Here is a 23,853-nt window from a genome sequence, read left to right as displayed (position 1 = left end):
GCCATGACACGCCGCCCGCACGGTTCCCGACTGTTATCCGTCACCGTCGTCCTGGCGAGCGTTCTCTGGCTGACCGGCTGCGCCACCCGGTCCGACGTGGCGCCGCCCGCAGCGGACACCGGCGACCCCGTGGCCGCCTATACCCGGCTCGGCACCGCCTACCTGGAGCGCAACAACCTGCCTCGCGCTCTCTCGGCCCTGGACCGCGCCCTGGAGATCGACGACGACGCCCCCGAGGCGCTGCAGGCCATGGCCATCGTCTATCAACGCCAGGGCGAGGACGCGCTCGCCGACGAGACCTTCCAGCAGGCCATCGACGCCGCCCCCGACCTGACCCGGGCACGCAACAACTATGCCGCCTTCCTGTATGATCAGGGGCGCATCCGCGAGGCCTGTCATCAGCTCGAGCAGGCCGCCGCCGATACCCAATATGCCAATCGCGCCCAGCTGTTCACCAACCTGGGCCAGTGTCAGCGGCGCCTCGGCGACATCGAGGCCGCGCGCCACAGCCTGCAGCGTGCCCAGAGCATCGACCCGCGTCGCGCGGACAGCTACCTGCGCCTGGCCCAGCTCGAAGTCGACCAGGGGCGCTACGCGGTCGCCGAGCAGCAGCTGCAGCGCTACCGGCGCCTGGCCGGCCCCACGCCCGCGGCGCGGCAGCTGTCCGAGGAGCTGTCACGCGCCCGGGGCGAACGCTCCACGGCCGCCGTCGAGGCGCCCTGACGCCGTTTTTTCATGAAGGATGCACGCATGAGCGACAACCCTTATTCGGAGCCCGACGCCGCCCCCCAGGCCTCGCCCGGCGAGCTGCTGCGCCGCCAGCGCGAAGCCCAGGCGCTGTCCCGCGACGAGGTCGCCGAGGCCCTGAATCTGCGGCCGGCGGTGATCGACGGCCTGGAACGCGACGACTACGAAGAGGTGCCGATCGCCACCTACCGTCGCGGCTACCTGCGCAGCTACGCCAATCTGCTGGGCATCGACCCGGCGCCGGTGCTGGCCGCCTACCGGGCCCACAGCGGCGGCGAGGAGCAGGAAAGCAAGGTGACCCCGGTCCACGTGGTCAACAAGCCGCCCTCGAAGCTCGGCGCCTGGCTGTTCCGCCTGGCTACCCTGCTGGTCATCGCCGGCATGGTCGGCCTGACCCTGATGTGGTGGCAGAGCCGCGGCGGCAGCGAGCCGCCCACTCCCGGCGACAACGCCCCGGTGGCGGTGGACAGCCTTGACGGCACCACCATCACCGAGGGCGGCGAGGCCCCGAGCGACGAGCGCACCGGCGACTGGACCCAGGAAGTCGCCGCCACCCGCGCTGAGGAAGCCGCGGCCGAGCCTGACGCCGACACCGACGCCGCCGACAGCACGGGCGAGCCGACCGAGGACGCGACCGCCGACGGCGACGAGACGACCATCGCCGATGCGGATACCGACGCCGCGGGCGACGACAGCGTCGCCGCCGACGAGGCCGACGACGGCAGCGACACCGACACAGAGACCGCCGCCGAGCCGGCTGCCGATCCCCGGGTACTGGAGCTGACCTTCAACGAGCAGTCCTGGACCGAGATCTTCGACGCCACCGACGCACGCGTCTTCGTCGGCCTCCAGCAGCCCGGCACCACGGCCACCGTCGAGGGCGAGCCACCCTTCCGCCTGACCGTGGGCAACGCCACCGGCGTCGAGCTGAGCTGGCGCGGCGAGCCCGTGGACCTGACCACGCGCACCGGCGCCAACAACGTCGCCCGTTTCACTCTGGGAGAATGAGTCCGACCATGCACGCTACATCGCCCATCACCCGTCGCCAGTCACGCCGCATCCATGTCGGCAAGGTGCCGGTCGGCGGCGGCGCCCCCATCTCCGTCCAGAGCATGACCAACACCGACACGCTCGACGTGGCGGCCACCGTGGCGCAGATCCGCCAGCTGGAGGCGGCAGGCGCCGACATCGTGCGCGTCTCGGTGCCGACCATGGACGCCGCCGAGGCCTTCGGCCGCATCAAGCGCGAGGTCGAGGTGCCGCTGGTCGCGGACATCCACTTCGACTACCGCATCGCCCTGCGCGTCGCCGAGCTCGGCGTCGACTGCCTGCGCATCAACCCCGGCAACATCGGCCGCGAGGACCGCGTCCAGGCCGTGGTCAGCGCCGCCCGCGACAACGGCATCCCGATCCGCATCGGCGTCAACGCCGGTTCGCTGGAGAAGGACCTGCAGAAGAAGTACGGCGAGCCGACCCCGGCCGCGCTGGTCGAGTCCGCGATGCGTCACATCGACCACCTCGAGCGCCTCGACTTCCCCGACTTCAAGGTCAGCGTCAAGGCCTCCGACGTGTTCATGGCCGTGGCCGCCTATCGCGACCTCGCCGGCCGCATCGAGCAGCCGCTGCACCTCGGCATCACCGAGGCCGGCGGGCTGCGTTCGGGCACCGTCAAGTCCTCCATCGGGCTCGGCATGCTGTTGATGGACGGCATCGGCGACACCATCCGCGTGTCGCTGGCGGCCGATCCGGTCGAGGAGATCAAGGTCGGTTTCGACATGCTCAAGAGCCTGCGCCTGCGGGCCAAGGGCATCAACTTCGTCGCCTGCCCGAGCTGCTCGCGCCAGAACTTCGACGTCATCGGCACCATGAACGAACTCGAGGAGCGCCTCGACGACGTGCTCACGCCGCTCGACGTCTCGGTCATCGGCTGCGTCGTCAACGGCCCGGGCGAGGCCAAGGAAAGCGACATCGGCCTGACCGGCGGCAGCCCCGCCAACCTCGTCTACATCGACGGCAAGCCCGCCAGCAAGCTGCGCAACGACCACCTGGTCGACGACCTCGAGCGGATGATCCGCGACAAGGTCCGCGAGAAAGAGCAAGCCGAGCAGGATGTCATCGCCCGGGACGCCTGAGGCGTGCCGACAAGGAGCCAGCATTGAGCAAGAAGATCCAGGCCATTCGTGGCATGAACGACCTGCTGCCGGAGCAGTCCCCGCTGTGGCAGTACTTCGAGGGCCAGGTGCGCACCCTCATGAGCCGCTACGGCTATGACGAGATCCGCACCCCCATCGTCGAGCAGACCGCGCTGTTCAAGCGCTCCATCGGCGAGGTCACCGACATCGTCGAGAAGGAGATGTACACCTTCGAGGACCGCAACGGCGACAGCCTGACGCTGCGTCCCGAGGGCACCGCGAGCTGCGTGCGCGCCGCCATGGAACACGGCCTGCTGCACAACCAGACCCAGCGGCTGTGGTACCAGGGCCCGATGTTCCGCCACGAGCGCCCGCAGAAGGGTCGCTACCGGCAGTTCCACCAGGTCGGCGTGGAGACCTTCGGCCTCGAGGGCCCGGACATCGACGCCGAGCTGATCCTGCTCTCGGCGCGGCTGTGGAAGCAGCTCGGCCTGTTCGAGCACGTCACCCTGGAGCTCAACTCCCTGGGCTCGCCGGAGGCGCGCGCCGCCTACCGCGACACCCTGGTGAGCTACTTCCAGCAGCACCTGGACGTGCTCGACGAGGACTCCCGCCGCCGGCTCGAGACCAACCCGCTGCGCATCCTCGACTCCAAGAACCCGGACATGGCCCCGATGCTGGCCGACGCGCCGCGGCTCATGGACCACCTGGACGCCGAGTCGAAGGAACACTTCGAGCGCCTGACCGCCATGCTCGACGCCGCCGGCATCGCCTACGTGGTCAACCCGCGGCTGGTACGCGGCCTGGACTACTACTCGCGCACCGTCTTCGAGTGGACCACCACCGCGCTGGGCAGCCAGGGCACGGTGTGTGCCGGCGGCCGCTACGACGGCCTCGTCGAGCAGCTCGGCGGCAAGGCCGTGCCGGCGGTCGGCTTCGCCATGGGCATCGAGCGCCTGATCCTGCTGCTCGACACCCTGGATCTCGTTCCCGACGAGGCCCGCGGCGACCTGGACGTCTACCTGCTGCCGATGAGCGAGGCCACCGAGTCGGCCGCCCTGCTGCTCGGCGAGCGCCTGCGCGAGGCGCGGCCCGAGCTCGGCGTGCAGCTGCACTGCGGCGGCGGCAGCTTCAAGAGCCGCATCAAGAAGGCCGACAAGAGCGGTGCCCGCCTGGCCCTGCTGCTGGGCGAGGACGAGCTGGCCGAGAACGCCGTGACGCTCAAGTTCCTGCGCGAGGACCGCGAACAGCAACGTCTCGACCAGGACGCCCTCGCCGATACCCTCGCCTCCCTGCTGGCAGGCGACGCCTGACGCTCTAGGACAGACAAGGAGACCGCCCGTGGCGGAGATGAGAACGGAAGAAGAGCAGGTCGAAGCGATCAAGCGCTGGTGGAAGGAAAACGGCACCTCGCTGATCGCCGGCGCGGCGATCGCCGCCGCCGGGGTCTTCGGCTGGAACGCCTGGCAGGACTACCAGACCGGGCAGGCCGAAGCGGCCTCGGCCACCTACCAGCAGGTGCTGACCCTGAGCGGCCAGGACAGCCTGGATGACGGCGCCCGCCAGCGCATCGACGAGCTGACGACGCGACTGGTCGAGGACCACGGCGACAGCCTCTACGCCGACCTGGCGCGCCTGATGGACGCCCGCGTGGCGGTAGACGCCGGCGACCTGGACGCCGCCGAAGGCACCCTGGCGGCGCTGATCGACGACGGTGACCGCCCCTACCTGCAGGGCGTGGCGCGGCTGCGCCTGGCGCGCCTGCAGCTGGCCGGCGACGACGCCGAGGCGGCCCTGGCGACCCTCGACGGCGACCTGCCGTCGCCGCTGGCCGCCCAGCGCGCCGACATCCGCGGCGACGCCCACCTCGCACTGGGCGACCGCGACGCCGCCCGCCAGGCCTGGCAGGAGGCCCTGAGCCTCTCCGAGGCCGGCGACCAGCCGCTCTACGGCGTGCAACTCAAACTGGACGATCTGGGCGTCGAGGAGACCTCATGAGCAAGACTGCACTCGCCATCGCCGCCACCGCCGCGCTGGGCCTGCTGACCGGCTGCGCCGGCCAGGTGGAGCCCGAGTATCCGCCCAAGGAACTGCGTGACACCGCGGGCACCACCAGCATCGAGACCCTGTGGGAAGAACAGGTCGGCGACGGCCTGGGACAAGGCGGCTATCCGCTGGCCCCGGCCCGGGACGGCGACCTGCTGTTCGCCGCCGACCACAGCGGCCTGGTCCAGGCCATCGACGCCGACAGCGGCGAGCCGCGCTGGCGCGTCGAGCTCGATGCCGCCGCCTCCAGCGGCCTCACCGCCGTGGCCGACCGGGTCTATCTCGGCACTCGCAACGGCGAAGTGCTGGCCCTGGACCAGGCCGACGGCGAGGTGTTGTGGCGCACCCGCGTCAACAGCGAGGTGCTGGCCGCGCCCCAGGCCAACCGCCAGCTGCTGGTGGTGCAGGCCGTGGACGGCAGCGTGACCGCCCTGGACCGCGCCAGCGGTGCCGAGCGCTGGGTCTACAGCGGCAACCGCCCCGCCCTGACCCTGCGCAGCACCGGCACGCCGCGGGTCATCGACCAGGTGACCTTCGCCGGCCAGGCCAACGGCCGGCTGGTCACCCTCGACAACCGCGCCGGCCAGCCGCTGTGGCAGCGCCGCATCGCCGTGCCCCAGGGCCGCAGCGAGATCGAGCGCCTGGTCGACCTGGCTGGCCAACCGCTGCTGACCCAGGACGGCCGGCTGTTCGTGACCAGCTACAACGGCCGCCTGGCGGCCCTGCAGGCCACTACCGGCGAGATCCTCTGGGCCCGCGACATCTCCAGCTATCGCAGCCCGGTCATGGTCGGCGACTTCCTGTTCGTGGTCGACGAGGCCAGTCACGTGATGGCCTTCAACGCCGGCAACGGCGAGACCCTGTGGGAACTCGATGACCTCGAGGGCCGCGAGCTGACCGACCCCGCCTTCGCCGACGGCCGCCTGGTGGTGGGCGACTTCGAGGGCTACCTTCACCTGATCGACGCCCGCGAGGGTGACCTGGTCGGCCGCACCGAGATCGACGACGCCATCAGCGTGGCCCCGCTCACCGACGGCAAGCGCATCTACGCCCTGGCCGACGACGGCAGCCTCGAGGCCCTGGAACTGCAACCATGACTCCCGTGATCGCACTGGTCGGCCGCCCCAACGTGGGCAAGTCGACCCTCTTCAACCGCCTGACGCGCACCCGCGACGCCCTGGTGGCCGACTTCCCGGGCCTGACCCGGGATCGCAAGTACGGCAACGGCGCGCTCGGCGGCAAGGCCTACACGGTGATCGACACCGGCGGCATCAGCGGCGACGAGGAAGGCATCGACGCGGCCATGGCCGAGCAGTCGCTGCAGGCCATCGACGAGGCCGACATCGTGCTGTTCCTGGTCGACGGCCGCAGCGGCCTGAACGTGGCCGATGAAGCCATCGCCAACCACCTGCGCATCAACCAGAAGAAGACCTGGCTGGTAGTCAACAAGACCGACGGCCTGGAAGAGCACTCCGCCATGGCGGACTTCTGGCAGCTCGGCCTCGGCGATCCGCATCCGATCGCCGCCGCCCACGGCCGCAACGTCACCGCGCTGATCGACGAGGTGCTCACGCCCTTCCCCGAGCGCGACGCCGACATCCCGCTCGACACCGGCACCAAGGGCATCCGCATCGGCTTCATCGGCCGCCCCAACGTGGGCAAGTCGACGCTGGTCAACCGCCTGCTCGGCGAGGAGCGGGTGGTGGTCTTCGACGAGGCGGGGACCACCCGCGACGCCATCGAGATCCCCTTCGAGCGGCGCGGCGAGCCCTACGTGCTGGTCGACACCGCCGGCGTGCGCCGACGCAAGAACGTCAGCCAGACCGCCGAGAAGTTCTCGATCATCAAGACCCTCGAGGCGATCAAGGAATGCCATGTCGCCATCATGGTGCTCGACGCCCGCTCGGGGCTGGTGGAACAGGACCTGCACCTGCTCGACTACGTGCTGACCAGCGGCCGCGCCCTGGTGCTGGCGGTCAACAAGTGGGACGGCCTGGAGAGCGAGGCCAAGGACAAGATGCGTGCCCAGATCAAGCGCCGCCTGGGCTTCGCCGACTACGCCGACCTGCACTTCATCTCGGCGCTGCACGGCACCGCGGTGGGCGATCTCTACCCGTCCATCGAACGCGCCTTCGCCTCGGCCAACAGCCACTGGTCGACCAACCGCCTGACCAACATCCTGCACGACGCCGTGGAGCAGCATCCGGCGCCGATGATCCACGGCCGCCGCATCAAGCTGCGCATGGCCCACCAGGGCGGCAGCAACCCGCCGATCATCGTCGTGCACGGCAACCAGACCGAGTCGCTGTCCGAGGCCTACAAGCGCTACCTGACCAACACCTTCCGCAAGGTGCTCAAGGTGCGCGGCACGCCGATGCGCTTCGAGTTCCGCTCGAGCAAGAACCCCTACGATCACATGGCCGGCGCCAGCGACCGCGAGAAGGCCAAGAAGCGCGAGCTCGACCGCACCAAGGAATCGCGCCGCGGTCGTCGCTGACGTGTCGCCATCCGTCGACTCTCGACGCGCGGGCGAATCTCGCCGATAGTACTCGCGCCGATAGCGCAGACCGCCGGCCCTCGGGCCGGCGGTCTGCGTCTGTCACCCCGAGGCGGTCGCCGCCGGCACCCCTCCCGTCAGCGAGAGTCGCCATGTTCCTTCGTTCCCTGCGCCGCCGCGCGCGCGTCCTGATTCCCGGCTGCCTGGCCCTGCTGCTCGGCGGCTGCCTGGCACTGCCCCAGACCGGCCTGTTCGCCTTCCGCCTGGCCGTGACGTCCCTCGGCGTCGAGAACATCCGCATCGGGCCCTACGCCCTGGATGCCGGCCTCGACACCACCGATCTCAGCTCGCTGATCGCCTCCGGCCTCGGCGCCGGCAGCCTGCCGGTGCAGGCCACCATGGCGCTGGGCCTCGGCCTGCCCGCCGGGCTGCCCGCGGTGCAGATGGACGGCTTCGACTGGCACCTGGACGTGCCCGGGCTCGAGGCGGTCAACGGCCGCTATGAGCAGGACGTGACGCTGACCCCGGGCGACGACGCAGACCTGCGCCTGCCGCTGGCCTTCGACCTGCGCCAGGCCGATCGCAGCCAGCTCTCGCCGCTGGTCGACCTGGCCCGGCAGATGGCCCGCACCGGCGACCTGCCCCAGGGCAGCGAGCTGGCGATCACCCCGGGCGATCTCAGCGGCCTGGGCATGACGCTGCCGTCGGGGCTGCTGACGCCGACCATTCGCCTGGCCGTGGGCGAGGACGGCACGCTGAGCCCGATCGGCGATCAGCCTTGGTGATCGGAACCCTGGTCGTAGAGACGCTGGCGACCGATCCACTGGCAGGCGAACTGCCAGGCCACCCGGCCGCTGCGTCCGCCGCGCAGGGTGGCGTAGCGCACCGCCTCGGCCCGCGCCTCGTCGCCCCAGTCGTCCGCGTCGCCGAGGCGCCGGGTCCAGTGCTCGCAGGCCTCGAGGTAGGCGCTCTGGGAGAACGGGTGGAAGGCCAGCCACAGCCCGAAGCGGTCGGACAGCGAGATCTTCTCCTCGACCGCATCGCCGTGGTGGAGCTCCTCGCCGACCAGGCGGGTGGCATCGTTGTCGGCCATCGACTCCGGCAGCAGGTGGCGGCGGTTGGAGGTGGCGTAGAGCAGCACGTTCTCGGGCGGGCCGGTCAGGGTGCCGTCGAGCACGCTCTTCAGCGCCTTGTAGGCATCGTCGTTCTGCTCGAAGGAGAGATCGTCGCAGTAGACCACGAAGCGGTGCGGCAGGTGACGCAGCTGGGCCACCAGCGCCGGCAGCGCGCCCAGGTCGTGGCGGTCGACCTGCACCAGGCGCAGCCCTTCGCCTCCCAGCCCGTTGAGCAGCGCCCGTACCAGCGACGACTTGCCGCTGCCCCGAGCGCCCCACAGCAGCGCGTGGTTGGCGGGATGACCGCGCAGGAAGGCGCGGGTATTGTCGACCAGCTGGCGCTTCTGGCGCTCGATGCCGAGCAGGTCGTCGAGGGCCAGGGCGTCGCGCGGCGGCACCGGCACCAGCCGCCCGCCCAGGGCATGGCGCTCCCACAGCGCGGCCACGTCACGCGTCCAGTCGACCGCCTCGGCGGCCGGCGGCAGCCAGGGCTCGACCCGGGCCAGCAGCGACAGCAGGCGCTGCGACAATTCCTCGTCCATGAACTTCCTCCATGCTTGCAGGTTTCGTGGTTGATCTTGCAGGTGTGGGGGGTATCTTGTGGCGAACGCTTATTCGCCGTCCAGTGGCTCTGCCACGGCCGGCCTCAGGAGGACTCCGATGCGCTGGATTCACTGTCTCGCCGTGGGCGCGCTCAGCGTCGCCCTGGCCGCCTGCACCACCTCGCCCACCGGACGCTCGCAGCTGACCCTGATGTCCGACGACCAGCTCGACCAGATGGGGGCCCAGGCGTTCTCCCAGTATCAGCAGGAACGCCCCATCGTCGGCGGCGCGCCGGATCGGCTCGCCCAGTGCGTGACCCGCGAGATCGTCGCCACCCTGCCCGCCGAACTGCAGCAGGAGAACTGGCAGGTGCGGGTCTTCGAGGACGACTCGGCCAACGCCTTCGCGCTGCCCGGCGGCTACGTGGGAGTGAACACCGGGTTGCTCGAGATCACCGAGAACCAGGACCAGCTCGCCGCGGTCATCGGCCACGAGATCGGCCACGTGCTGGCCCAGCACGCCAACGAGCGCGCCTCGACCCAGAGCGCCACCAACCTCGGCCTCTCGGTGCTGTCCTCGGCCGCCGGCCTGGAAGGCGCCGGCGGCCAACAGGTGATGGCGGCGCTGGGCATGGGCGCCCAGTACGGCATCCTGCTGCCCTTCTCGCGCCGCCACGAGAGCGAGGCCGACACCATCGGCCTGCGGCTGATGGCCGACGCCGGCTTCGACCCGCGGGCCAGCGTCGCGCTGTGGCAGAACATGGCCAACGCCGGCGGTGGCCAGCCCCCGGAGTGGATGTCCACCCACCCCAGCCACGGCAGCCGCATCTCGGGCCTCGAGTCCGACATGAACGAGGCGCTGCAGCGCTATCGGCAGGCCGGGCGGGCGCCGAACTGCGGACAGCCTTGAGCGGATAGACAGCCCTGAGCCGGTAGAAAGCCCTGAGCGGATAGACAGCCCCGAGCGTGTAAAACGCCCTTATCGAGCCACATATAAAAACGCCCCGAGCCGGACGATGGCTCGGGGCGTTCTTGTTCGCGGCCTGGTGGCGTTACAGCGCCCGGCGCAGCGCCTCCAGCACCGGTTCCACGTCCGGGCGTACGCCGCGCCATAGATAGAAGGACTCGGCCGCCTGGCCCACCAGCATGCCCAGGCCGTCAATGGTGGCCGCGTCTCGCTCGGCGGCCCAGCGCAGGAAGACCGTGGGCTCGGCGCCGTACATCATGTCATAGGCGGTGGCGCTGGGGGCGAACAGATCGTTCGGCAGCGGCGGCAGATCGCCGCCGAGGCTGGCGCTGGTGCCGTTGACCACCAGATCGAAGGGGCCTTCCACCGATTCGAAGCCACCGCCGCTCACCCGGCCCAGGTCCGCGAAGTCCGCGGCCAGGCCGTCGGCCTTGCCGCCGGTGCGGTTGGCGATATGCAGGCTCGCCGGGGCTTCCGCCAGCAGCGGTTCCAGCACGCCGCGCACCGCGCCGCCGGCGCCGAGCACCAGAATCCGCGCCCCGGAAAGCGTCACACCGCGGCGCTTGAGGTCGCCGACCAGGCCGGCGCCGTCGGTGGTGTCGCCCCGGGTGTGGCCGTCGGCCTCGAGGATCAGGGTGTTCACCGACCCGGCGCGCTCGGCCCGGGGAGTGAGCGCATCACACAGCCGGTAGGCCGTTTCCTTGAACGGCACGGTGACGTTGGCGCCGCGCCCGCCCGCCTCGACGAAGGCCCGCCAGGCGCCGGCGAAGTCGTCCAGCGGCGCCTCGATGGCGGTGTATTCGAGCGTCTCGCCGGTCTGCTCGGCGAAGGCGGCGTGGATGGCCGGAGACTTCGAGTGGCCGATCGGGTGGCCAAAGACACAGTAGCGATCCGTCATGCCGGGTTCTCCTTGTCCTGCTCGCCCAGCCAGTCCCGGGGCGCCAGGTAGTTGTCGTAGAGGTCCGCTTCGGGGCTGCCGGCTTCCGGCGTCCAGGCATATTCCCAGCGCGCCAGCGGCGGCATCGACATCAGGATCGATTCAGTGCGCCCGCCGCTCTGCAGGCCGAACAGGGTCCCACGGTCCCACACCAGGTTGAACTCCACGTAGCGGCCGCGGCGATAGAGCTGGAAGTCGCGCTCGCGCTCGCCATAGGCGGTCTCGCGGCGGCGCCGCACGATCGGCAGGTAGGCGTCGAGGAAACTGTCGCCGACCGCGCGCTGGAAGGCGAAGCAGTCGTCGAAGCCGCCCTCGTTGAGGTCGTCGAAGAACAGCCCGCCGACGCCGCGGGTCTCGTCGCGATGCTTCAAGTAGAAGTAGTCGTCGCACCAGGCCTTGAAGCGCGGGTAGACGTCGTCGCCGAAGGGCGCGCAGGCGTCGCGGGCCACCCGGTGCCAGTGGCGCACGTCCTCGAGCACCGGGTAGAAGGGCGTCAGGTCGTAGCCGCCGCCGAACCACCATACCGGGTCCTCGCCCTCCTTCTCGGCGATCAGGAAGCGCACGTTGCCGTGGCTGGTGGGCACGTGGGGATTGGTCGGATGCAGCACCCAGGACACGCCCACCGCGTGAAAGCCGCGGCCGGCGAGCTCGGGCCGGGCGGCGGTGGCCGAGGGCGGCAGGGTCGCGCCATGCACGTGGGAAAAGTTGACGCCGCCCTTCTCGAACACGGCGCCGTCTTCGATCACCCGCGAGCGGCCGCCGCCGCCCTCGGCGCGCTCCCAGGCGTCCTCGCGGAAGGTCGCCTGGCCGTCCTCGGCGGCCAGCGCCTCGCACAGCCGGTCCTGGAGGTCGAGCAGATAGGTCTTCACGGGGTCGAGATGGGCGTAGGCCACGGGGCCTCCTTGATCGGCAGTGAAGCGGGGAGTCAGTCGCGCAGCACGCGGCCGGTGACCAGGTCGCGGATGGTGCTGGGGCGGTCGTGGCCGCCCAGTGGGCCGTCGAGCACGGCATCGAGCTCGTCATCTTGCCCGTCACCGAAGATCGCACGGATCTCGTCGGCGCTCATCGCCGAGGGCTCGCCGGCGCGGTTGGCCGAGGTCGAGACGATGGGGCCGCCGAAGGCGCGGCACAGGGCGGCGACCAGCGGGTGGTCGCTGACCCGCAGCGCCACCCGGTCGTGCTCGCCACGCACCAGCGGCAGCGACCGGCCGTTGTCCGGCACCAGCCAGGTGGTCGGCGTGTCGCGGGGCTCGGCCAGGGCCTGCCGGCGGGCGTCGTCGAGCCCTTCCAGCCAGGGCGCCAGCTGCTCGAGGTCGGCGGCCACCAGGATCACGCCCTTGGCCGGGTCTCGGCGCTTGAGCGCGAGCAGCCGGGTCAGGGCGGTGGCGTCGTCAGGGTCGCAGCCAAGGCCCCAGACGGCCTCGGTGGGATAGGCGATCACGCCGCCGGCGCGCAGGGCGGCCACGGCGTCGGCGAGGGAAGGATCCAGGGTCATGTGGGGATTCCGGCGATGTCCGACATGGGCCGGGATTCTACCACGCTCCCCCGGGGGCCGGCAGGCGCACCCAGCCGCCGGCGGCGGGGCCGGCGCGCCCCTCCAGCTCGAGGGCCAGCAACCGGCGCTGGCAGTCGGCCACCGACAGCCCGGTGAGGTTCACCAGGGCATCGACCGGGGTCGGGGTGTCGCTGAGCCAGGCCAGCAGCGGGTCGTCGTTGCCCGTGGAGGCCGCCGGCGCAGCGTCCGCCTCGGGACACGCGGGCGTTGCCTCCACCGGCGCGGCCCAGGCGGGCAGCTCGGCGAGGATGTCGTCGACGTCGCGCACCAGCACCGCGCCGTCGCGCAGCAGCCCCAGGCAGCCGCGCGCCTGGGGATTGTGGATCGAGCCCGGCACGGCGAACAGCTCGCGGCCCTGCTCGCCGGCCAGCCGGGCGCTGACCAGCGAGCCGCTGCGCTCGGCGGCTTCCACCACCAGCACGCCGCGAGACAGCCCGGTGACGATGCGATTGCGGCGCGGGAAGAAGGCGGGATGAGGCTTGGTGCCGGGCGGATGTTCGGACAGCAGCAGGCCGCCCGGCTCGCGCAGCCGCTCGTGCAGGGCGCGATGGCGGGCCGGGTAGATGACGTCCGCCCCACCGCCCAGCACCGCCACGCTGCGTCCACCGGCATCCAGCGCCGCCTGCTGGGCGGCGGCGTCGATGCCCAGCGCCATGCCGCTGACCACGCCCCAGCCGCGCTCGGCCAACGCCCGGGCGAAGCCGCCGGCGTTGGCGAGTCCCTCACGAGTCGGCTTGCGAGTGCCGACCATGGCCAGCCGCGGCGGCGCCAGCGCGCCGAGATCGCCCCAGGCCCACAGCACCGGCGGCGGATCGGCGATCTGGGCCAGCGGCGCCGGCCAGGCGGGATGATCGGGATGCAGCAGCACGCGATCGGGCGCCTCGGCGAGCCAGGCCTCGTCGGCATCGAGCGAGGCCGTCAGCGGGCTCCTGGCGGGATGGTCGAGCCACAGCCGCAGGGCGGTCGCCGCCTCGCGCGGCATCACCGCCAGCCAGCCCTCGGGCCAGGCCGGGGCCCGGGCGGCGAGTTCGGCCAGCCCCGCGGGTCCGAGCCCGGGCAGGCGCGACAGCAGCCACCACTCCCTGGCCGTCGGCATGATCGCGGCCTAGCGCTGCGCGGTGTCCAGGCCTGCGCCCGGGGTATGCAGGCGATCGCCCACCGCCAGGGTGCGCGAGGCCTGCATCACCAGGCCGTAGCTCATCTTCTCGTAGGGCCGCACGACCATCACCAGGCCGGCGTCTTCGCCGGGCAGGCGCAGCATCTCGCCGGTGCGCGGGTCGTTGACCAGCTCACCGCGCTGCTCCACCGTCAGCACATGGCCGGGCGCCAGGCCGTCGCGGGTACCGCGGTCCAGGGCGACCATCTGCAGCCGCCCGATGAAGCGCACGCCGCCGGGCACCGACAGGATGCGGCCGTCGACCCGGCGCTCCGGCGCCCGCGGCTGGAACTCGGTGACCAGACCACGGTCTTCCAGCGGCAGGATGATGTCGTCGTTGCGGATCTCCTGGCGGGTCCTGGTGGCCTCGAGCACCGCGATGTCGTCTTCCTGGCGCAGCTGGCGGGCCTCGCCCACACTCTCGAGCTTGAGGCCCAGTACCTCGCCGGTAGCCTCGTCGAGATAGCGCTTTCCGGGGCGATAGATGCCGACGCGACCGCCGGCCGGCACCTCGCCGCGGGCATAGAAGCGATCGCCGGCACCGCTGATCAGCCGCCGATCGTCGCCGCCCACCACGTAGGCCAGCTCGGCGAGCGTCTCGGGGTCGGTGATGACCCGGTGATCACGGGTGAACAGGCGCACGGATTCCAGCGGAATCGGGTCGATGGCCTCGCGCCGCGGCACGGTGCGCACCTCGGGCGACAGGCGCACCACGCCCCGGCCGCGCTCCAGCCCCAGGCAGGCCCGGCCGCCGCAGTCATAGAGGGTGACGATGTCGCCGGGGTAGATCAGGTGCGGGTTCTCGATCTGGGGATTGACCTGCCACACCTCGGGCCACTGCCAGGGGTGCTGCAGGAAGCGCCCGGAGATGTCCCACAGGGTATCGCCCCGCACCACGGTATAGCGATCCGGCGCGTCGCCCCGCAGCCCGTCATTCCAGGACAGCCCCTGCGCCTGGACGACACCGGCCGCCATCGCCCCCAGCGCCAGCGTCCCCAGCCAGCGCCTCACGAGCCCGCTGCGTCCGATCTGCTTCATTCCCTTGCTCCCCGGCCGATGATCGCGGCGGCACCGGGAACCTCGCCATCGTGGTATAGTCTGATGCTATCGATACGATGCGCGAGGCGCGGTTTCCCGGCTCGCCGCAGGCTTCTAGAATAGTCGTATTTCCCGAATGACAGCACAACGGTGACACCAACGCCATGGCCAAACTCCCCATTCTCGAATTCCCCGACGAGCGGCTCCGCACCAAGGCGGCCCCGGTCGAGACGGTCGACGACGAGGTGCGCCAGCTGGTCGACGACATGCTCGAGACCATGTACGCCGCACCCGGCATCGGCCTGGCGGCCACCCAGGTGGACGTGCATCGCCGGGTCATCGTGATCGACGTCAGCGAGGACCAGAGCACGCCGCTGGTGCTGATCAACCCCGAGTACACCCCGATCGGCGAGGAGCGCGAGCCGATGCAGGAGGGCTGCCTGTCGGTGCCCGAGTACTACGCCGAGGTGCCGCGGGCGCTGAAGGTCCGGCTCGAGGCGCTGGATCGCGACGGCCAGCCCTACGAGCTCGAGGCCGACGGCCTGCTGGCCCACTGCATCCAGCACGAGTACGACCACCTCGAGGGCGTGCTGTTCGTCGACTATCTCTCGCCGCTCAAGCGCGACCGGGTGATGAAGAAGATGCAGAAGCGCCACCGGCTGACCCAGCCGGCCTGAGCCGCCTCGACGCCCTTCGCGACATGAAGGCCGGTGCCCGGATGGGCGCCGGCCTTCGTCGTTTGGGCCCGGCTCCGTTATCATGGGCGGCATTCATTCCGGCAAGGCCCCGAACCCATGTCCCGACCCCTGCGCGTCATCTTCGCCGGCACGCCCGACTTCGCCGCCGAGAGCCTGGCGGCGTTGCTGGCGAGCTCCCATCGCGTCGTCGCCGTCTACACCCAGCCCGACCGCCCCGCCGGCCGCGGCCGCAAGCTCACCCCGAGCCCGGTCAAGGCGCTGGCCCTGGCACATGAGCTGCCAGTCTACCAGCCGGCGTCGCTGAAGACGCCCGAGGCCCAGGCGGAACTGGCCGCCCTCGAAGCCGACATCATGGTGGTGGTGGCCTACGGCCTGATCCTGCCCAAGGCGGTGCTCGACACGCCGCGCCTCGGCTGCATCAACGTCCACGCCTCGCTGCTGCCGCGCTGGCGCGGGGCAGCGCCCATCCAGCGCGCCATCGAGGCCGGCGACGCCGAGAGCGGCGTGACCATCATGCAGATGGACGAAGGGCTCGACACCGGCGCCATGCTGCGTATCGCCCGCACCCCGATCACCGCCGCCACCACCGGCGGCGCCCTGCACGATGCCCTGGCCGCCCAGGGCGGCCGGGCCATGGTCGAGACGCTGGACGCGCTGGCCGGCGACGGCCTCGCGGCCACGCCCCAGCCCGAGGACGGCGTCACCTATGCCGCCAAGCTGTCCAAGGCCGAGGCCGAGCTGGACTTCCGCGAGAACGCCGAGGCCCTGGCCGCGCGCATCCACGCCTTCAATCCCTGGCCGGTGGCCTGGTGCGCGATGGGCGACGATCGCCTGCGCCTGCTGATGGCCGAGGCCGACGCTCAAGCCACACCCGGCGGCGAAAGCGCCGCGCCCGGCACCCTGCTGCCCCAAGCGGACGACGCCCTGCGCATCGCCTGCGGCGAGCGCGGCGATCAGGTCCTTCGCGTCACCCGGGCCCAGCTGCCCGGCGGCAAGCCCCTCGACGTGCGCGAGCTGCTCAAGGCTCGCGCGGATCGATTCGCGCCCGGCAGTCGCCTGGGCCGGCCGAACCAGGAGACCACCGCATGAACCAGCCGCGCCATTCCTCCCGCTCGCCCGACACCGGCCAGGCGGTGCGCGCCGCCGCCGCCCGTGCCCTGGTGCCGGTGATCTCCGGCCGCGGCTCGCTCAGCAATCTCGACGACCATCAGGTCGTCTCCCGGGACCGCAGCCTGTTCAAGGAGCTGTGCTTCGGCAGCTGCCGCACCCTGTGCCGCCTCGAGGCACTCGCCGGCAAGCTGCTGGACAAGCCGTTCAAGCCCCGCGACGCCGACGTTCAGGCGCTGCTGCTGGTGGGCATCTACCAGCTGCTCTACATGCGCATCCCGCCTCACGCCGCGGTGGGCGAGACCGCCGGCGCCGCGCGGCTGATCAACAAGCCCTGGGCCACCCGGGTGCTCAACGGCTGCCTGCGCCGCCTGCAGCGCGAGGCCGGCCCGCTCCAGGCCGAGGTCGATCGCGATCCGGCGGTGGCGCTGCTGCATCCCAAGTGGTGGCTCAAGGCCTTCCGCCAGGCCTGGCCGGACGACTGGCGGGCGATCTGCGAGGCCAACAACCTGCCGGGCCCGATGACGCTGCGCGTCAATCGCCGCCACGGCGACCGCGAGAGCTACCTCGCGCGGCTCGATACCCCGGACATCGGCGCCCGCCTGTGCCTGCACTCCCCCGAGGGCCTGACCCTCGACGAGCCCTGCGACGTCGGCCAGCTGCCCGGCTTCCAGGAAGGGCTGGTCAGCGTGCAGGACGAGGCGGCCCAGCTGGCCGCCGAGCTGCTCGGCCCGACGCTCGCCCCGCGCCCCGGCGCCCGGGTGCTGGACGCCTGCTGCGCGCCGGGCGGCAAGACCGCCCATCTGCTCGAGCTGTTCGACGTCGACCTGCAGGCCATCGACAGCGACGACACCCGCCTGGCACGGGTGGAAGACACCCTGTCGCGGCTCGGCCTGGAGGCCGACCTGGCCCACGGCGACGCCACCCGGCGCGACTGGTGGGACGGCACGCCCTTCGACGCCATCCTGCTCGACGCGCCCTGTTCCGGCAGCGGCGTGATCCGCCGCCACCCGGACATCAAGCGCCTGCGCCGCCCCTCGGACATCGCCAAGCTGGCCGAACTGCAGGCCCGGCTGCTCGACAACCTGTGGCCGCTGCTGGCCCCGGGCGGCACCCTGCTCTACGCCACCTGCTCGGTGCTGCCGGAGGAGAACGCCGACCAGGTCGCCGCCTTCCTGGCGCGCACCCCGGACGCCGAGGTCACCACGCCGGAAGGCGTGGCCTGGGGCCGTCCCGCCGGGGCCGGCCGCCAGCTGCTGCCAAGCGCCGACAGCCATGACGGCTTCTTCTATGCCAGACTGAGGAAGCGGGCCGACTGAGCGGCCCGAGGATGCCGGCACGGGCCTCCCGCGCCGGCATCCGTGCCATTTCCCCGCTGCCAGAGGACGACACCATGAACCACACCTACAAGCACATCGAGCTGACCGGCAGCTCCGAGACCAGCATCGAGGACGCCATCCAGGGCGCGCTGACCAAGGCCTCGGAGAGCCTGCACGGCATGCGCTGGTTCGAGGTCATCGACACCCGCGGCCACATCGAGCACGGCCGGGTGGCCCACTGGCAGGTCACGATCAAGGTCGGCTTCACCCTGGACTGAGCGCGATTCCGCCCTGTTCATCCACCCACGGCTGGTTTAGGCTTGCCGCCCATCCAGAGACGGCGCTCGCGCGGCGCCGTCCGTCTTGCTGCGGACTGTGACACGCGATGAAGATCATCATCCTCGGCGCCGGCCAGGTCGGCGGAACCCTGGCCGAACACCTGGCGCACGAAGAGAACGAGATCACGGTGGTGGACACCGATGCCAAGAAGCTCCGCGAGCTTCATACCCGGCTCGATATCCGCACCGTGACCGGCGCCGGCTCCTATCCGATGGTGCTGCGCCAGGCGGGCTGCGAAGACGCCGACATGCTGATCGCGGTGACCAACTCCGACGAGGTGAACATGATCGCCTGTCAGGTCGCCTACACGCTGTTCCGCACGCCGACCAAGATCGCCCGCGTCCGCGCCACCGCCTACCTGACCCGCAAGGGCCTGTTCGCCCACGAGGCGGTGCCCATCGACGTGCTGATCAGCCCCGAGCAGGTGGTCACCGACCATATCCGCCGGTTGATCGAGCACCCTGGCGCCCTGCAGGTGCTGGAATTCGCCGGGGGCCAGGTCCAGCTGGTGGCGGTGAAGGCCTTCTACGGCGGCCCGCTGGTCGGCCAGGAGCTCGGCTTCCTGCGCCGCCACATGCCCAGCGTGGACACCCGGGTGGCGGCCATCTATCGCCGCAACCGGCCGATCATCCCCCGCGGCGACACCGTCATCGAGGCCGACGACGAGGTGTTCTTCATCGCCGACCGCCGCGACATCCGCGCGGTGATGAGCGAGCTGCGTCGCCTCGAGCGCGACTTCCGCCGGGTGATCATCGCCGGCGGCGGCAACATCGGCGAGCGCCTCGCCGAGCACCTCGAGCACAGCCACCAGGTGAAGATCGTCGAGCACAGCCTCGAGCGCTGCACCCAGCTCTCCGAGCGCCTCGACCGCACCGTGGTGCTCCACGGCAGCGCCACCAGCAAGCGCCTGCTGGAGGAAGAGAACATCGAGGACTGCGATATCTTCTGCGCGCTGACCAACGACGACGAGGTCAACATCATGTCGTCGATGCTGGCCAAGCGCATGGGCGCCAAGAAGGTCCTCACCCTGATCAACAACGCCGCCTACGTCGACCTGGTCCAGGGCGGCGAGATCGACATTGCCATCTCGCCGCAGCAGGCCACCATCGGCAGCCTGCTGACCCACGTGCGTCGCGGCGACATCGTCAACGTGCACTCGCTGCGCCGCGGCGCCGCCGAGGCCATCGAGGCCATCGCCCACGGCGACCAGCAGTCGTCCAAGGTGGTCGGCCGTGCCATTGGCGAGATCGACCTCCCCCGGGGCACCACCATCGGTGCCGTGGTGCGCGGCAAGGACGTGCTGATCGCCCACGACGACGTGGTCATCCAGTCCGGGGATCACATCATTCTGTTCGTCATCGACAAGCGCCGCATCCGCGACGTGGAGCGGCTGTTCCAGGTCGGCCTGACCTTCTTCTGATGCCGAGCGCCGCCGGCCTTCACGCGAGGGAATCCGCATGACACACCTGCCACCGTTCGATGACGCCGTTCGCCGCCCGCGGGTCCACGCCGCGGAGACGCGCCCGTGAGCCTGCTGGTGAAGCGGGCGGCCATCCAGCGCACCCGCCACTGGGCACCGGTGTTCAAGGTGCTGGCCCTGCTGTGGCTGGTGCTGGCGGCCTTCATGCTGGTGCCCTGGCTGGTGCTGCTGCTGGAGGGCGACGTGGACGCCACGGCGTTCGGCCTGTCGATCCTGATCATGCTCGGCGCCTCGGCCACGGTGCTGCTCTCGACCCTGCGCGTGGAGGTCAGCTTCAAGCCCTGGCAGATGTTCGTGCTGACCTCGCTGAGCTGGGTGTCGATCAGCGGCTTCGCCAGCCTGCCGCTGGTGCTGGGCGCCACCCAGCTGTCGTTCTCCAACGCGGTGTTCGAGTCGGTCTCGGGGATCACCACCACCGGCTCCACCGTGCTGAGCGACATCGACGACCTCTCCGACGGCCTCAAACTGTGGCGAGGCCTGATGCAGTGGCTGGGCGGGGTCGGCATCATCGTGATGGGCATCGCCATCCTGCCGTTCCTCAAGGTCGGCGGCATGCGGCTGTTCCATACCGAGTCGTCGGACTGGTCCGACAAGGTGATGCCCCGCACCGGTGGCATCGCCAAGGCCACCCTGGTGATCTACTGCGGCATGACCCTGGCCGCGGTGGCAAGCTACTGGCTCGGCGGCATGCTGCCACTGGACGCCATCGTCCACGCCATGACCTCCGTGGCCACCGGGGGCTTCGCCAACTCGGATGCCTCCTTCGGCGCCTACGCCGACCGGCCCCACCTGATGTGGATGGGCAGCCTGTTCATGCTCGGTGGCGCCCTGCCCTTCGTGATCTACATCCGGGTGCTGCGCGGCGCCCGCATGGCACTGTGGCAGGACCAGCAGGTACGCGGCCTGCTGGGCCTGCTGGCGCTGGTCATCCTGCTGCTCACCGCCTGGCGCATCTGGCAGGGCCGTGACGCCTTCGAGGCCCTCACCCAGGTGACCTTCAACGTCGTCTCGGTGGTCACCACCACCGGCTATGCCGGCGACGACTACACCGCCTGGGGCAGCCTGGCGGCGGTGGCCTTCTTCTACCTGAGCTTCATCGGCGGCTGCAGCGGTTCCACCAGCGGCGGCATGAAGGTGTTCCGCTTCCAGGTCGCGTCCATCCTGCTGCGCAACCAGCTTCGCTTCCTGGTGCACGCCAACGGCGTCTTCTCGGCCCGCTACAACGGCCACCCGCTGACCGACGACGTGACCCGCGGCGTCATCGCCTTCTCGTTCTTCTTCTTCCTGACCATCGCCGGGCTGGCGCTGGGGCTGTCGCTGCTGGGCCTGGACCTGGTCACCGCCCTGTCCGGCGCGGTCACCGCGGTCGCCAACGTCGGCCCCGGCCTCGGCGAGATCATCGGCCCGGCGGGCAACTTCGGCCCCCTGCCCGACGCCGCCAAGTGGCTGTTGTGCGTCGGCATGCTGATGGGCCGGCTGGAGATCCTCACGGTGCTGGTGCTGTTCACGCCGATGTTCTGGCGCAAGTAGGGAAACGCGGATTCATGGCGGCGCTCGACATCCATCAGCGCTTCCCCCCGACCTTCCATCGGACGCGGTACAGCGACAAGTCGCAAAGCCGGTGCAAGCGCCCGCGGCGGGTTTGGCCCGCCGGCGGGCTTCGTGGATAATCGAGCCTTCATCCTTCAGACCCGAGCGTCCATGACCGACTCCCAGGACACCGCGACCGTCGATCGCGAGCAGGCCGCCGGCGGCGGCCCGCGCCGCACCCTCAAGGTGGGCGAGACCCGCTACACCCTGCTGGGCACCGCCCACGTCTCCGCCGAGAGCGCCACCGAGGTGCGCGAGCTGATCGACTCCGGCGAGTTCGACGCGGTGGCCATCGAGCTGTGCGACTCGCGTCACCAGAACCTGGCCAATCCCGATGCCCTGGGCGAGCAGGACCTGTTCCAGATCTTCCGCCAGGGCAAGGCCGGGATGGTGGCCGCCAGTCTGGCGCTGGGCGCCTTCCAGCAGCGCGTCGCCGAGCAATCCGGCATCGAGCCCGGCGCCGAGATGCGCGCCGCCCTGGAGGCCAGCCAGGCCCGTAACCTCCCGCTGCTGCTGATCGACCGCGACGTCGGCGTGACCCTGAAGCGCATCTATCACAACGTGCCCTGGTGGCAGCGTTTCTCGCTGTTCTCGGGGCTGCTCGGCGGCGTGCTGTCGCGTCAGGACGTCTCCGCGGCCGACATCGAACGGCTCAAGGAAGGCGACGTGCTGGAGTCCACTTTCAGCGAGTTCGCCAGCGAGTCCGAGACCCTCTACACGCCGCTGATCAGCGAGCGCGACCGCTACATGGTGCTGCGCCTGGCCGAACAGTGTCCGCCGGGGCGCTACCGCCACGTGCTGGTGGTGATCGGTGCCGGCCACCTCAAGGGCATGGCCGAGCACCTGGAGCAGCCGCTGCCCGAGGCGCCGACGCCGGAGCGCGAGACACTGGAGGCCACGCCGCCGCCCACTAAGGTGTGGAAGGCGCTGCCCTGGCTGATCACCGCCCTGGTGCTGACCGGCTTCGCCATCGGCTTCTCGCGCAACACCGAGCTCGGCTGGCAGCTGGTGGCCGAGTGGTTCCTGATCAACGGCGTGCTCTCGGGCGCCGCCACCCTGGTGGCGCTGGCCCACCCGCTGACGGTGATCGCCACCGTGTTCGCCGCCCCGCTGACCTCGCTCAATCCCACCATCGGTGCCGGCTTCGTGGCCGCCGGGGTCGAGCTGGCCATGCGCAAGCCCAAGGTGCGCGACTTCGCCACCCTGCGCCACGACGTCACCGAGGTGAAGGGCTGGTGGCGCAACCGGGTCTCGCGCACCCTGCTGGTGTTCCTGACCGCGACCCTGGGTTCCGCCGCCGGGACCTGGATCGCCGGCTTCCGCATCGCCGGCGCCCTGTTCGGCGGCTGACGCCGCTGCCACGCCGGCAACGACAAGGGCCCCGGACATCGCTGTCCGGGGCCCTTTTCCTGCCCGATCGCCGCGGCCGGCGAGGTGCGGTCGGCGAGGCGCGGCTCAGCGAGACTGAAGCGCCGACGCCGCCTCGCTCTCGGCCGGGCGACGCTTCCAGGCGCCGGCCAGCAGCGAGCCGGAAACGTTGTGCCACACCGAGAACAACGCACCCGGCAGCGCCGCGGTGGCGCTGAAGAACTGGTTGGCCAGGGCCACGGCAAGCCCGGAGTTCTGCAGCCCCACCTCGAAGGCGATGGTGCGCGCGGTGCGCTCGTCGAAGCGCAGCGCCCGGGCCAGGCCGTAGCCGCCGGCCAGGCCGATGGCGTTATGGGCGATCACCGCCAGCGCCACGACCGGCCCCAGGGTCGCCAGCCGCCCGGCGTTGAGCGCCACCACGATGGCGATGATCACCACGATGGCCAGCATCGCCAGGCTCGCCAGCGCCGGCTCGACCTGGGCGATGCGCTCGCCCAGCCAGTGATTGACGATCACCCCGATCAGGATCGGTGCCACCACCAGCTGGGCGATGCTGGTCAGCATGCCCGCCACCGGCACGTCGACGCTCTCGCCGACCAGCAGCAGGGTCAACAGCGGCGTGGCCACCACCGAGAGCAGGGTCGAAACCATGGTCATCGACACCGACAGCGCCACCCGGCCGCCGGCCAGCCAGGTCATGACGTTGGAGGAGGTGCCACCGGCGGTGGCGCCGACCAGCACCATGCCGATGGTCAGGGCGTCGGAGAGTCCCAGCAGGCGCGAGATCGCCAGCGCCGCCAGCGGCATGATCAGAAACTGCAGCGCCACGCCCACGGCGATCGGCGCCGGCGACTTCACCACACGGGCGAAGTCGGCCTTGGACAGCGTCAGGCCCATGGCGAACATGATGACCACCAGCAGCGTCTTGATGCTGCCGGCCAGGCCGGTGAAGAGCTGCGGCTGGAAGGCGGCCACCACGGCCAGCAGCACCGCCCAGACGGGGAAGAGACGATTGAAGCGCTCGAAGAAATGCATGACGTGTCCTTGCGATGGAAAGGTGGGAGCTTTTTTATGAATGATCTCGGGCGCGGCCGCCCGCGCCCCTATGGTCGTCGGTCGGCGTAAGCCGGGCAATGCCCCTCGAGGCGGAAAAACGTGGCCGATCACCGGGCCGCCGTGATACGTTCGAGATCAATAATTAGCAACAAAACATTGATGCC

23 protein-coding genes are annotated in these 23,853 nt (G+C 70.8%); 16 read left to right on the top strand and 7 right to left on the bottom strand.

Annotated features, from left to right (window positions below; translation table 11 throughout):
* The first annotated feature begins 3 nt into the window (after positions 1–3).
* From pilW to QWG60_RS02170, 8 genes are all read left to right on the top strand, one after another.
* A complete protein-coding gene (pilW, locus tag QWG60_RS02205; protein WP_035593924.1) occupies positions 4–723 on the top strand; it encodes a type IV pilus biogenesis/stability protein PilW in 720 nt (239 codons plus the stop codon).
* Between the two features lie 27 nt (positions 724–750).
* A complete protein-coding gene (locus QWG60_RS02200) occupies positions 751–1,755 on the top strand; it encodes a RodZ domain-containing protein (RefSeq protein ID WP_146908680.1) in 1,005 nt (334 codons plus the stop codon).
* Positions 1,756–1,763: 8 nt separating this feature from the next.
* Positions 1,764–2,879 carry a flavodoxin-dependent (E)-4-hydroxy-3-methylbut-2-enyl-diphosphate synthase gene (ispG, locus tag QWG60_RS02195; protein ID WP_046079533.1) on the top strand — a complete coding sequence of 372 codons (1,116 nt, stop codon included), beginning with the start codon at positions 1,764–1,766 and terminating at the stop codon, positions 2,877–2,879.
* A gap of 23 nt (positions 2,880–2,902) precedes the next feature.
* On the top strand, positions 2,903–4,192 hold the full coding sequence (gene hisS / locus QWG60_RS02190) for a histidine--tRNA ligase (RefSeq protein ID WP_082090913.1): 1,290 nt from the start codon (positions 2,903–2,905) through the stop codon (positions 4,190–4,192).
* A gap of 28 nt (positions 4,193–4,220) precedes the next feature.
* Positions 4,221–4,877: a YfgM family protein gene (locus QWG60_RS02185; protein ID WP_035593932.1), complete on the top strand. Its 657-nt coding sequence runs from the start codon at positions 4,221–4,223 to the stop codon at positions 4,875–4,877.
* Positions 4,874–6,022 (top strand): outer membrane protein assembly factor BamB, encoded by a 1,149-nt coding sequence (gene bamB / locus QWG60_RS02180; protein WP_046079534.1) that lies wholly within the window; start codon positions 4,874–4,876, stop codon positions 6,020–6,022. Before QWG60_RS02185 ends, bamB begins: the two co-directional genes overlap by 4 nt.
* Positions 6,019–7,422 (top strand): ribosome biogenesis GTPase Der, encoded by a 1,404-nt coding sequence (gene der / locus QWG60_RS02175; protein ID WP_146908683.1) that lies wholly within the window; start codon positions 6,019–6,021, stop codon positions 7,420–7,422. The genes bamB and der overlap by 4 nt, the downstream gene beginning before the upstream one ends.
* A 152-nt stretch (positions 7,423–7,574) precedes the next feature.
* The gene (locus tag QWG60_RS02170; RefSeq protein ID WP_146908685.1) at positions 7,575–8,207 is read left to right on the top strand and encodes a hypothetical protein; all 633 of its coding nucleotides are present in this window, start codon (positions 7,575–7,577) and stop codon (positions 8,205–8,207) included.
* Here the strand turns inward: QWG60_RS02170 and QWG60_RS02165 are convergent.
* Entirely contained in the window at positions 8,195–9,079 is an 885-nt protein-coding gene (locus QWG60_RS02165; protein ID WP_107181378.1) for an ATP-binding protein, read from the bottom strand. The two genes, QWG60_RS02170 and QWG60_RS02165, sit on opposite strands and share 13 nt — an antisense overlap.
* A 118-nt stretch (positions 9,080–9,197) precedes the next feature.
* Between QWG60_RS02165 and QWG60_RS02160 the strand changes: the two genes are divergently transcribed.
* Positions 9,198–9,989 (top strand): M48 family metallopeptidase, encoded by a 792-nt coding sequence (locus QWG60_RS02160; RefSeq protein ID WP_046079538.1) that lies wholly within the window; start codon positions 9,198–9,200, stop codon positions 9,987–9,989.
* A 142-nt stretch (positions 9,990–10,131) separates the two neighbouring features.
* Here the strand turns inward: QWG60_RS02160 and aroE are convergent, their stop codons facing one another.
* Genes aroE through QWG60_RS02135 form a run of 5 tightly spaced genes read right to left on the bottom strand, consistent with a single transcriptional unit; the run spans position 10,132 to position 14,732 of the window.
* On the bottom strand, positions 10,132–10,944 hold the full coding sequence (gene aroE / locus QWG60_RS02155) for a shikimate dehydrogenase (protein WP_146908687.1): 813 nt from the start codon (positions 10,942–10,944) through the stop codon (positions 10,132–10,134).
* Complete coding sequence (gene hemF, locus QWG60_RS02150; protein WP_046079540.1) at positions 10,941–11,876, bottom strand: oxygen-dependent coproporphyrinogen oxidase; 936 nt, start codon at positions 11,874–11,876, stop codon at positions 10,941–10,943. The genes aroE and hemF overlap by 4 nt, the downstream gene beginning before the upstream one ends.
* Before the next feature lie 32 nt (positions 11,877–11,908).
* Positions 11,909–12,478, bottom strand: a complete 570-nt coding sequence (locus QWG60_RS02145) for an L-threonylcarbamoyladenylate synthase (RefSeq protein ID WP_046079541.1) — start codon at positions 12,476–12,478, stop codon at positions 11,909–11,911.
* A gap of 37 nt (positions 12,479–12,515) precedes the next feature.
* Positions 12,516–13,634, bottom strand: a complete 1,119-nt coding sequence (gene dprA, locus QWG60_RS02140) for a DNA-processing protein DprA (RefSeq protein ID WP_146908690.1) — start codon at positions 13,632–13,634, stop codon at positions 12,516–12,518.
* A 9-nt stretch (positions 13,635–13,643) separates the two neighbouring features.
* A complete protein-coding gene (locus tag QWG60_RS02135; RefSeq protein ID WP_146908693.1) occupies positions 13,644–14,732 on the bottom strand; it encodes a LysM peptidoglycan-binding domain-containing protein in 1,089 nt (362 codons plus the stop codon).
* Between the two features lie 164 nt (positions 14,733–14,896).
* Between QWG60_RS02135 and def the strand changes: the two genes are divergently transcribed.
* The 7 genes from def (at position 14,897) to QWG60_RS02100 (ending at position 22,615) form a co-directional block, all read left to right on the top strand.
* Positions 14,897–15,409, top strand: coding sequence for a peptide deformylase (def, locus tag QWG60_RS02130; protein ID WP_046079543.1), 513 nt, complete (start codon positions 14,897–14,899; stop codon positions 15,407–15,409).
* Positions 15,410–15,526: 117 nt separating this feature from the next.
* Complete coding sequence (fmt, locus tag QWG60_RS02125; protein ID WP_107181382.1) at positions 15,527–16,519, top strand: methionyl-tRNA formyltransferase; 993 nt, start codon at positions 15,527–15,529, stop codon at positions 16,517–16,519.
* Positions 16,516–17,856: a 16S rRNA (cytosine(967)-C(5))-methyltransferase RsmB gene (gene rsmB / locus QWG60_RS02120; protein ID WP_146908695.1), complete on the top strand. Its 1,341-nt coding sequence runs from the start codon at positions 16,516–16,518 to the stop codon at positions 17,854–17,856. Before fmt ends, rsmB begins: the two co-directional genes overlap by 4 nt.
* Positions 17,857–17,930: 74 nt before the next feature.
* Positions 17,931–18,134 (top strand): dodecin, encoded by a 204-nt coding sequence (locus QWG60_RS02115; RefSeq protein WP_035593959.1) that lies wholly within the window; start codon positions 17,931–17,933, stop codon positions 18,132–18,134.
* Positions 18,135–18,241: 107 nt separating this feature from the next.
* The gene (gene trkA, locus QWG60_RS02110; RefSeq protein ID WP_035593961.1) at positions 18,242–19,615 is read left to right on the top strand and encodes a Trk system potassium transporter TrkA; all 1,374 of its coding nucleotides are present in this window, start codon (positions 18,242–18,244) and stop codon (positions 19,613–19,615) included.
* A 111-nt stretch (positions 19,616–19,726) separates the two neighbouring features.
* Positions 19,727–21,205 (top strand): TrkH family potassium uptake protein, encoded by a 1,479-nt coding sequence (locus QWG60_RS02105; RefSeq protein ID WP_186810066.1) that lies wholly within the window; start codon positions 19,727–19,729, stop codon positions 21,203–21,205.
* Positions 21,206–21,376: 171 nt separating this feature from the next.
* On the top strand, positions 21,377–22,615 hold the full coding sequence (locus tag QWG60_RS02100; protein ID WP_046079548.1) for a TraB/GumN family protein: 1,239 nt from the start codon (positions 21,377–21,379) through the stop codon (positions 22,613–22,615).
* A 105-nt stretch (positions 22,616–22,720) separates the two neighbouring features.
* Here the strand turns inward: QWG60_RS02100 and QWG60_RS02095 are convergent, their stop codons facing one another.
* Entirely contained in the window at positions 22,721–23,668 is a 948-nt protein-coding gene (locus tag QWG60_RS02095; protein WP_146908697.1) for a bile acid:sodium symporter family protein, read from the bottom strand.
* Positions 23,669–23,853: the final 185 nt, after the last annotated feature.

The sequence above is a fragment of the Halomonas halophila genome (assembly GCF_030406665.1).
In the GTDB taxonomy this organism is placed as follows: domain Bacteria; phylum Pseudomonadota; class Gammaproteobacteria; order Pseudomonadales; family Halomonadaceae; genus Halomonas; species Halomonas halophila.
The sequence above is the reverse complement of the archived record's forward strand: the minus strand, read 5'-3'. Positions and strand labels throughout refer to the sequence as shown.

What these genes read in the sequence shown, in the direction of transcription:
- ispG (WP_046079533.1), top strand. Translation starts at nt 1,764, where the DNA reads ATGCACGCTACATCGCCCATCACCCGTCGCCAGTCACGCCGCATCCAT.
- dprA (WP_146908690.1), bottom strand. Translation starts at nt 13,634, where the DNA reads ATGCCGACGGCCAGGGAGTGGTGGCTGCTGTCGCGCCTGCCCGGGCTC.
- QWG60_RS02170 (WP_146908685.1), top strand. Translation starts at nt 7,575, where the DNA reads ATGTTCCTTCGTTCCCTGCGCCGCCGCGCGCGCGTCCTGATTCCCGGC.
- der (WP_146908683.1), top strand. Translation starts at nt 6,019, where the DNA reads ATGACTCCCGTGATCGCACTGGTCGGCCGCCCCAACGTGGGCAAGTCG.
- fmt (WP_107181382.1), top strand. Translation starts at nt 15,527, where the DNA reads ATGTCCCGACCCCTGCGCGTCATCTTCGCCGGCACGCCCGACTTCGCC.
- QWG60_RS02160 (WP_046079538.1), top strand. Translation starts at nt 9,198, where the DNA reads ATGCGCTGGATTCACTGTCTCGCCGTGGGCGCGCTCAGCGTCGCCCTG.
- bamB (WP_046079534.1), top strand. Translation starts at nt 4,874, where the DNA reads ATGAGCAAGACTGCACTCGCCATCGCCGCCACCGCCGCGCTGGGCCTG.
- QWG60_RS02200 (WP_146908680.1), top strand. Translation starts at nt 751, where the DNA reads ATGAGCGACAACCCTTATTCGGAGCCCGACGCCGCCCCCCAGGCCTCG.
- QWG60_RS02145 (WP_046079541.1), bottom strand. Translation starts at nt 12,478, where the DNA reads ATGACCCTGGATCCTTCCCTCGCCGACGCCGTGGCCGCCCTGCGCGCC.
- QWG60_RS02095 (WP_146908697.1), bottom strand. Translation starts at nt 23,668, where the DNA reads ATGCATTTCTTCGAGCGCTTCAATCGTCTCTTCCCCGTCTGGGCGGTG.
- QWG60_RS02115 (WP_035593959.1), top strand. Translation starts at nt 17,931, where the DNA reads ATGAACCACACCTACAAGCACATCGAGCTGACCGGCAGCTCCGAGACC.
- pilW (WP_035593924.1), top strand. Translation starts at nt 4, where the DNA reads ATGACACGCCGCCCGCACGGTTCCCGACTGTTATCCGTCACCGTCGTC.
- aroE (WP_146908687.1), bottom strand. Translation starts at nt 10,944, where the DNA reads ATGACGGATCGCTACTGTGTCTTTGGCCACCCGATCGGCCACTCGAAG.
- QWG60_RS02100 (WP_046079548.1), top strand. Translation starts at nt 21,377, where the DNA reads ATGACCGACTCCCAGGACACCGCGACCGTCGATCGCGAGCAGGCCGCC.
- rsmB (WP_146908695.1), top strand. Translation starts at nt 16,516, where the DNA reads ATGAACCAGCCGCGCCATTCCTCCCGCTCGCCCGACACCGGCCAGGCG.
- QWG60_RS02135 (WP_146908693.1), bottom strand. Translation starts at nt 14,732, where the DNA reads ATGAAGCAGATCGGACGCAGCGGGCTCGTGAGGCGCTGGCTGGGGACG.
- QWG60_RS02165 (WP_107181378.1), bottom strand. Translation starts at nt 9,079, where the DNA reads ATGGACGAGGAATTGTCGCAGCGCCTGCTGTCGCTGCTGGCCCGGGTC.
- trkA (WP_035593961.1), top strand. Translation starts at nt 18,242, where the DNA reads ATGAAGATCATCATCCTCGGCGCCGGCCAGGTCGGCGGAACCCTGGCC.
- def (WP_046079543.1), top strand. Translation starts at nt 14,897, where the DNA reads ATGGCCAAACTCCCCATTCTCGAATTCCCCGACGAGCGGCTCCGCACC.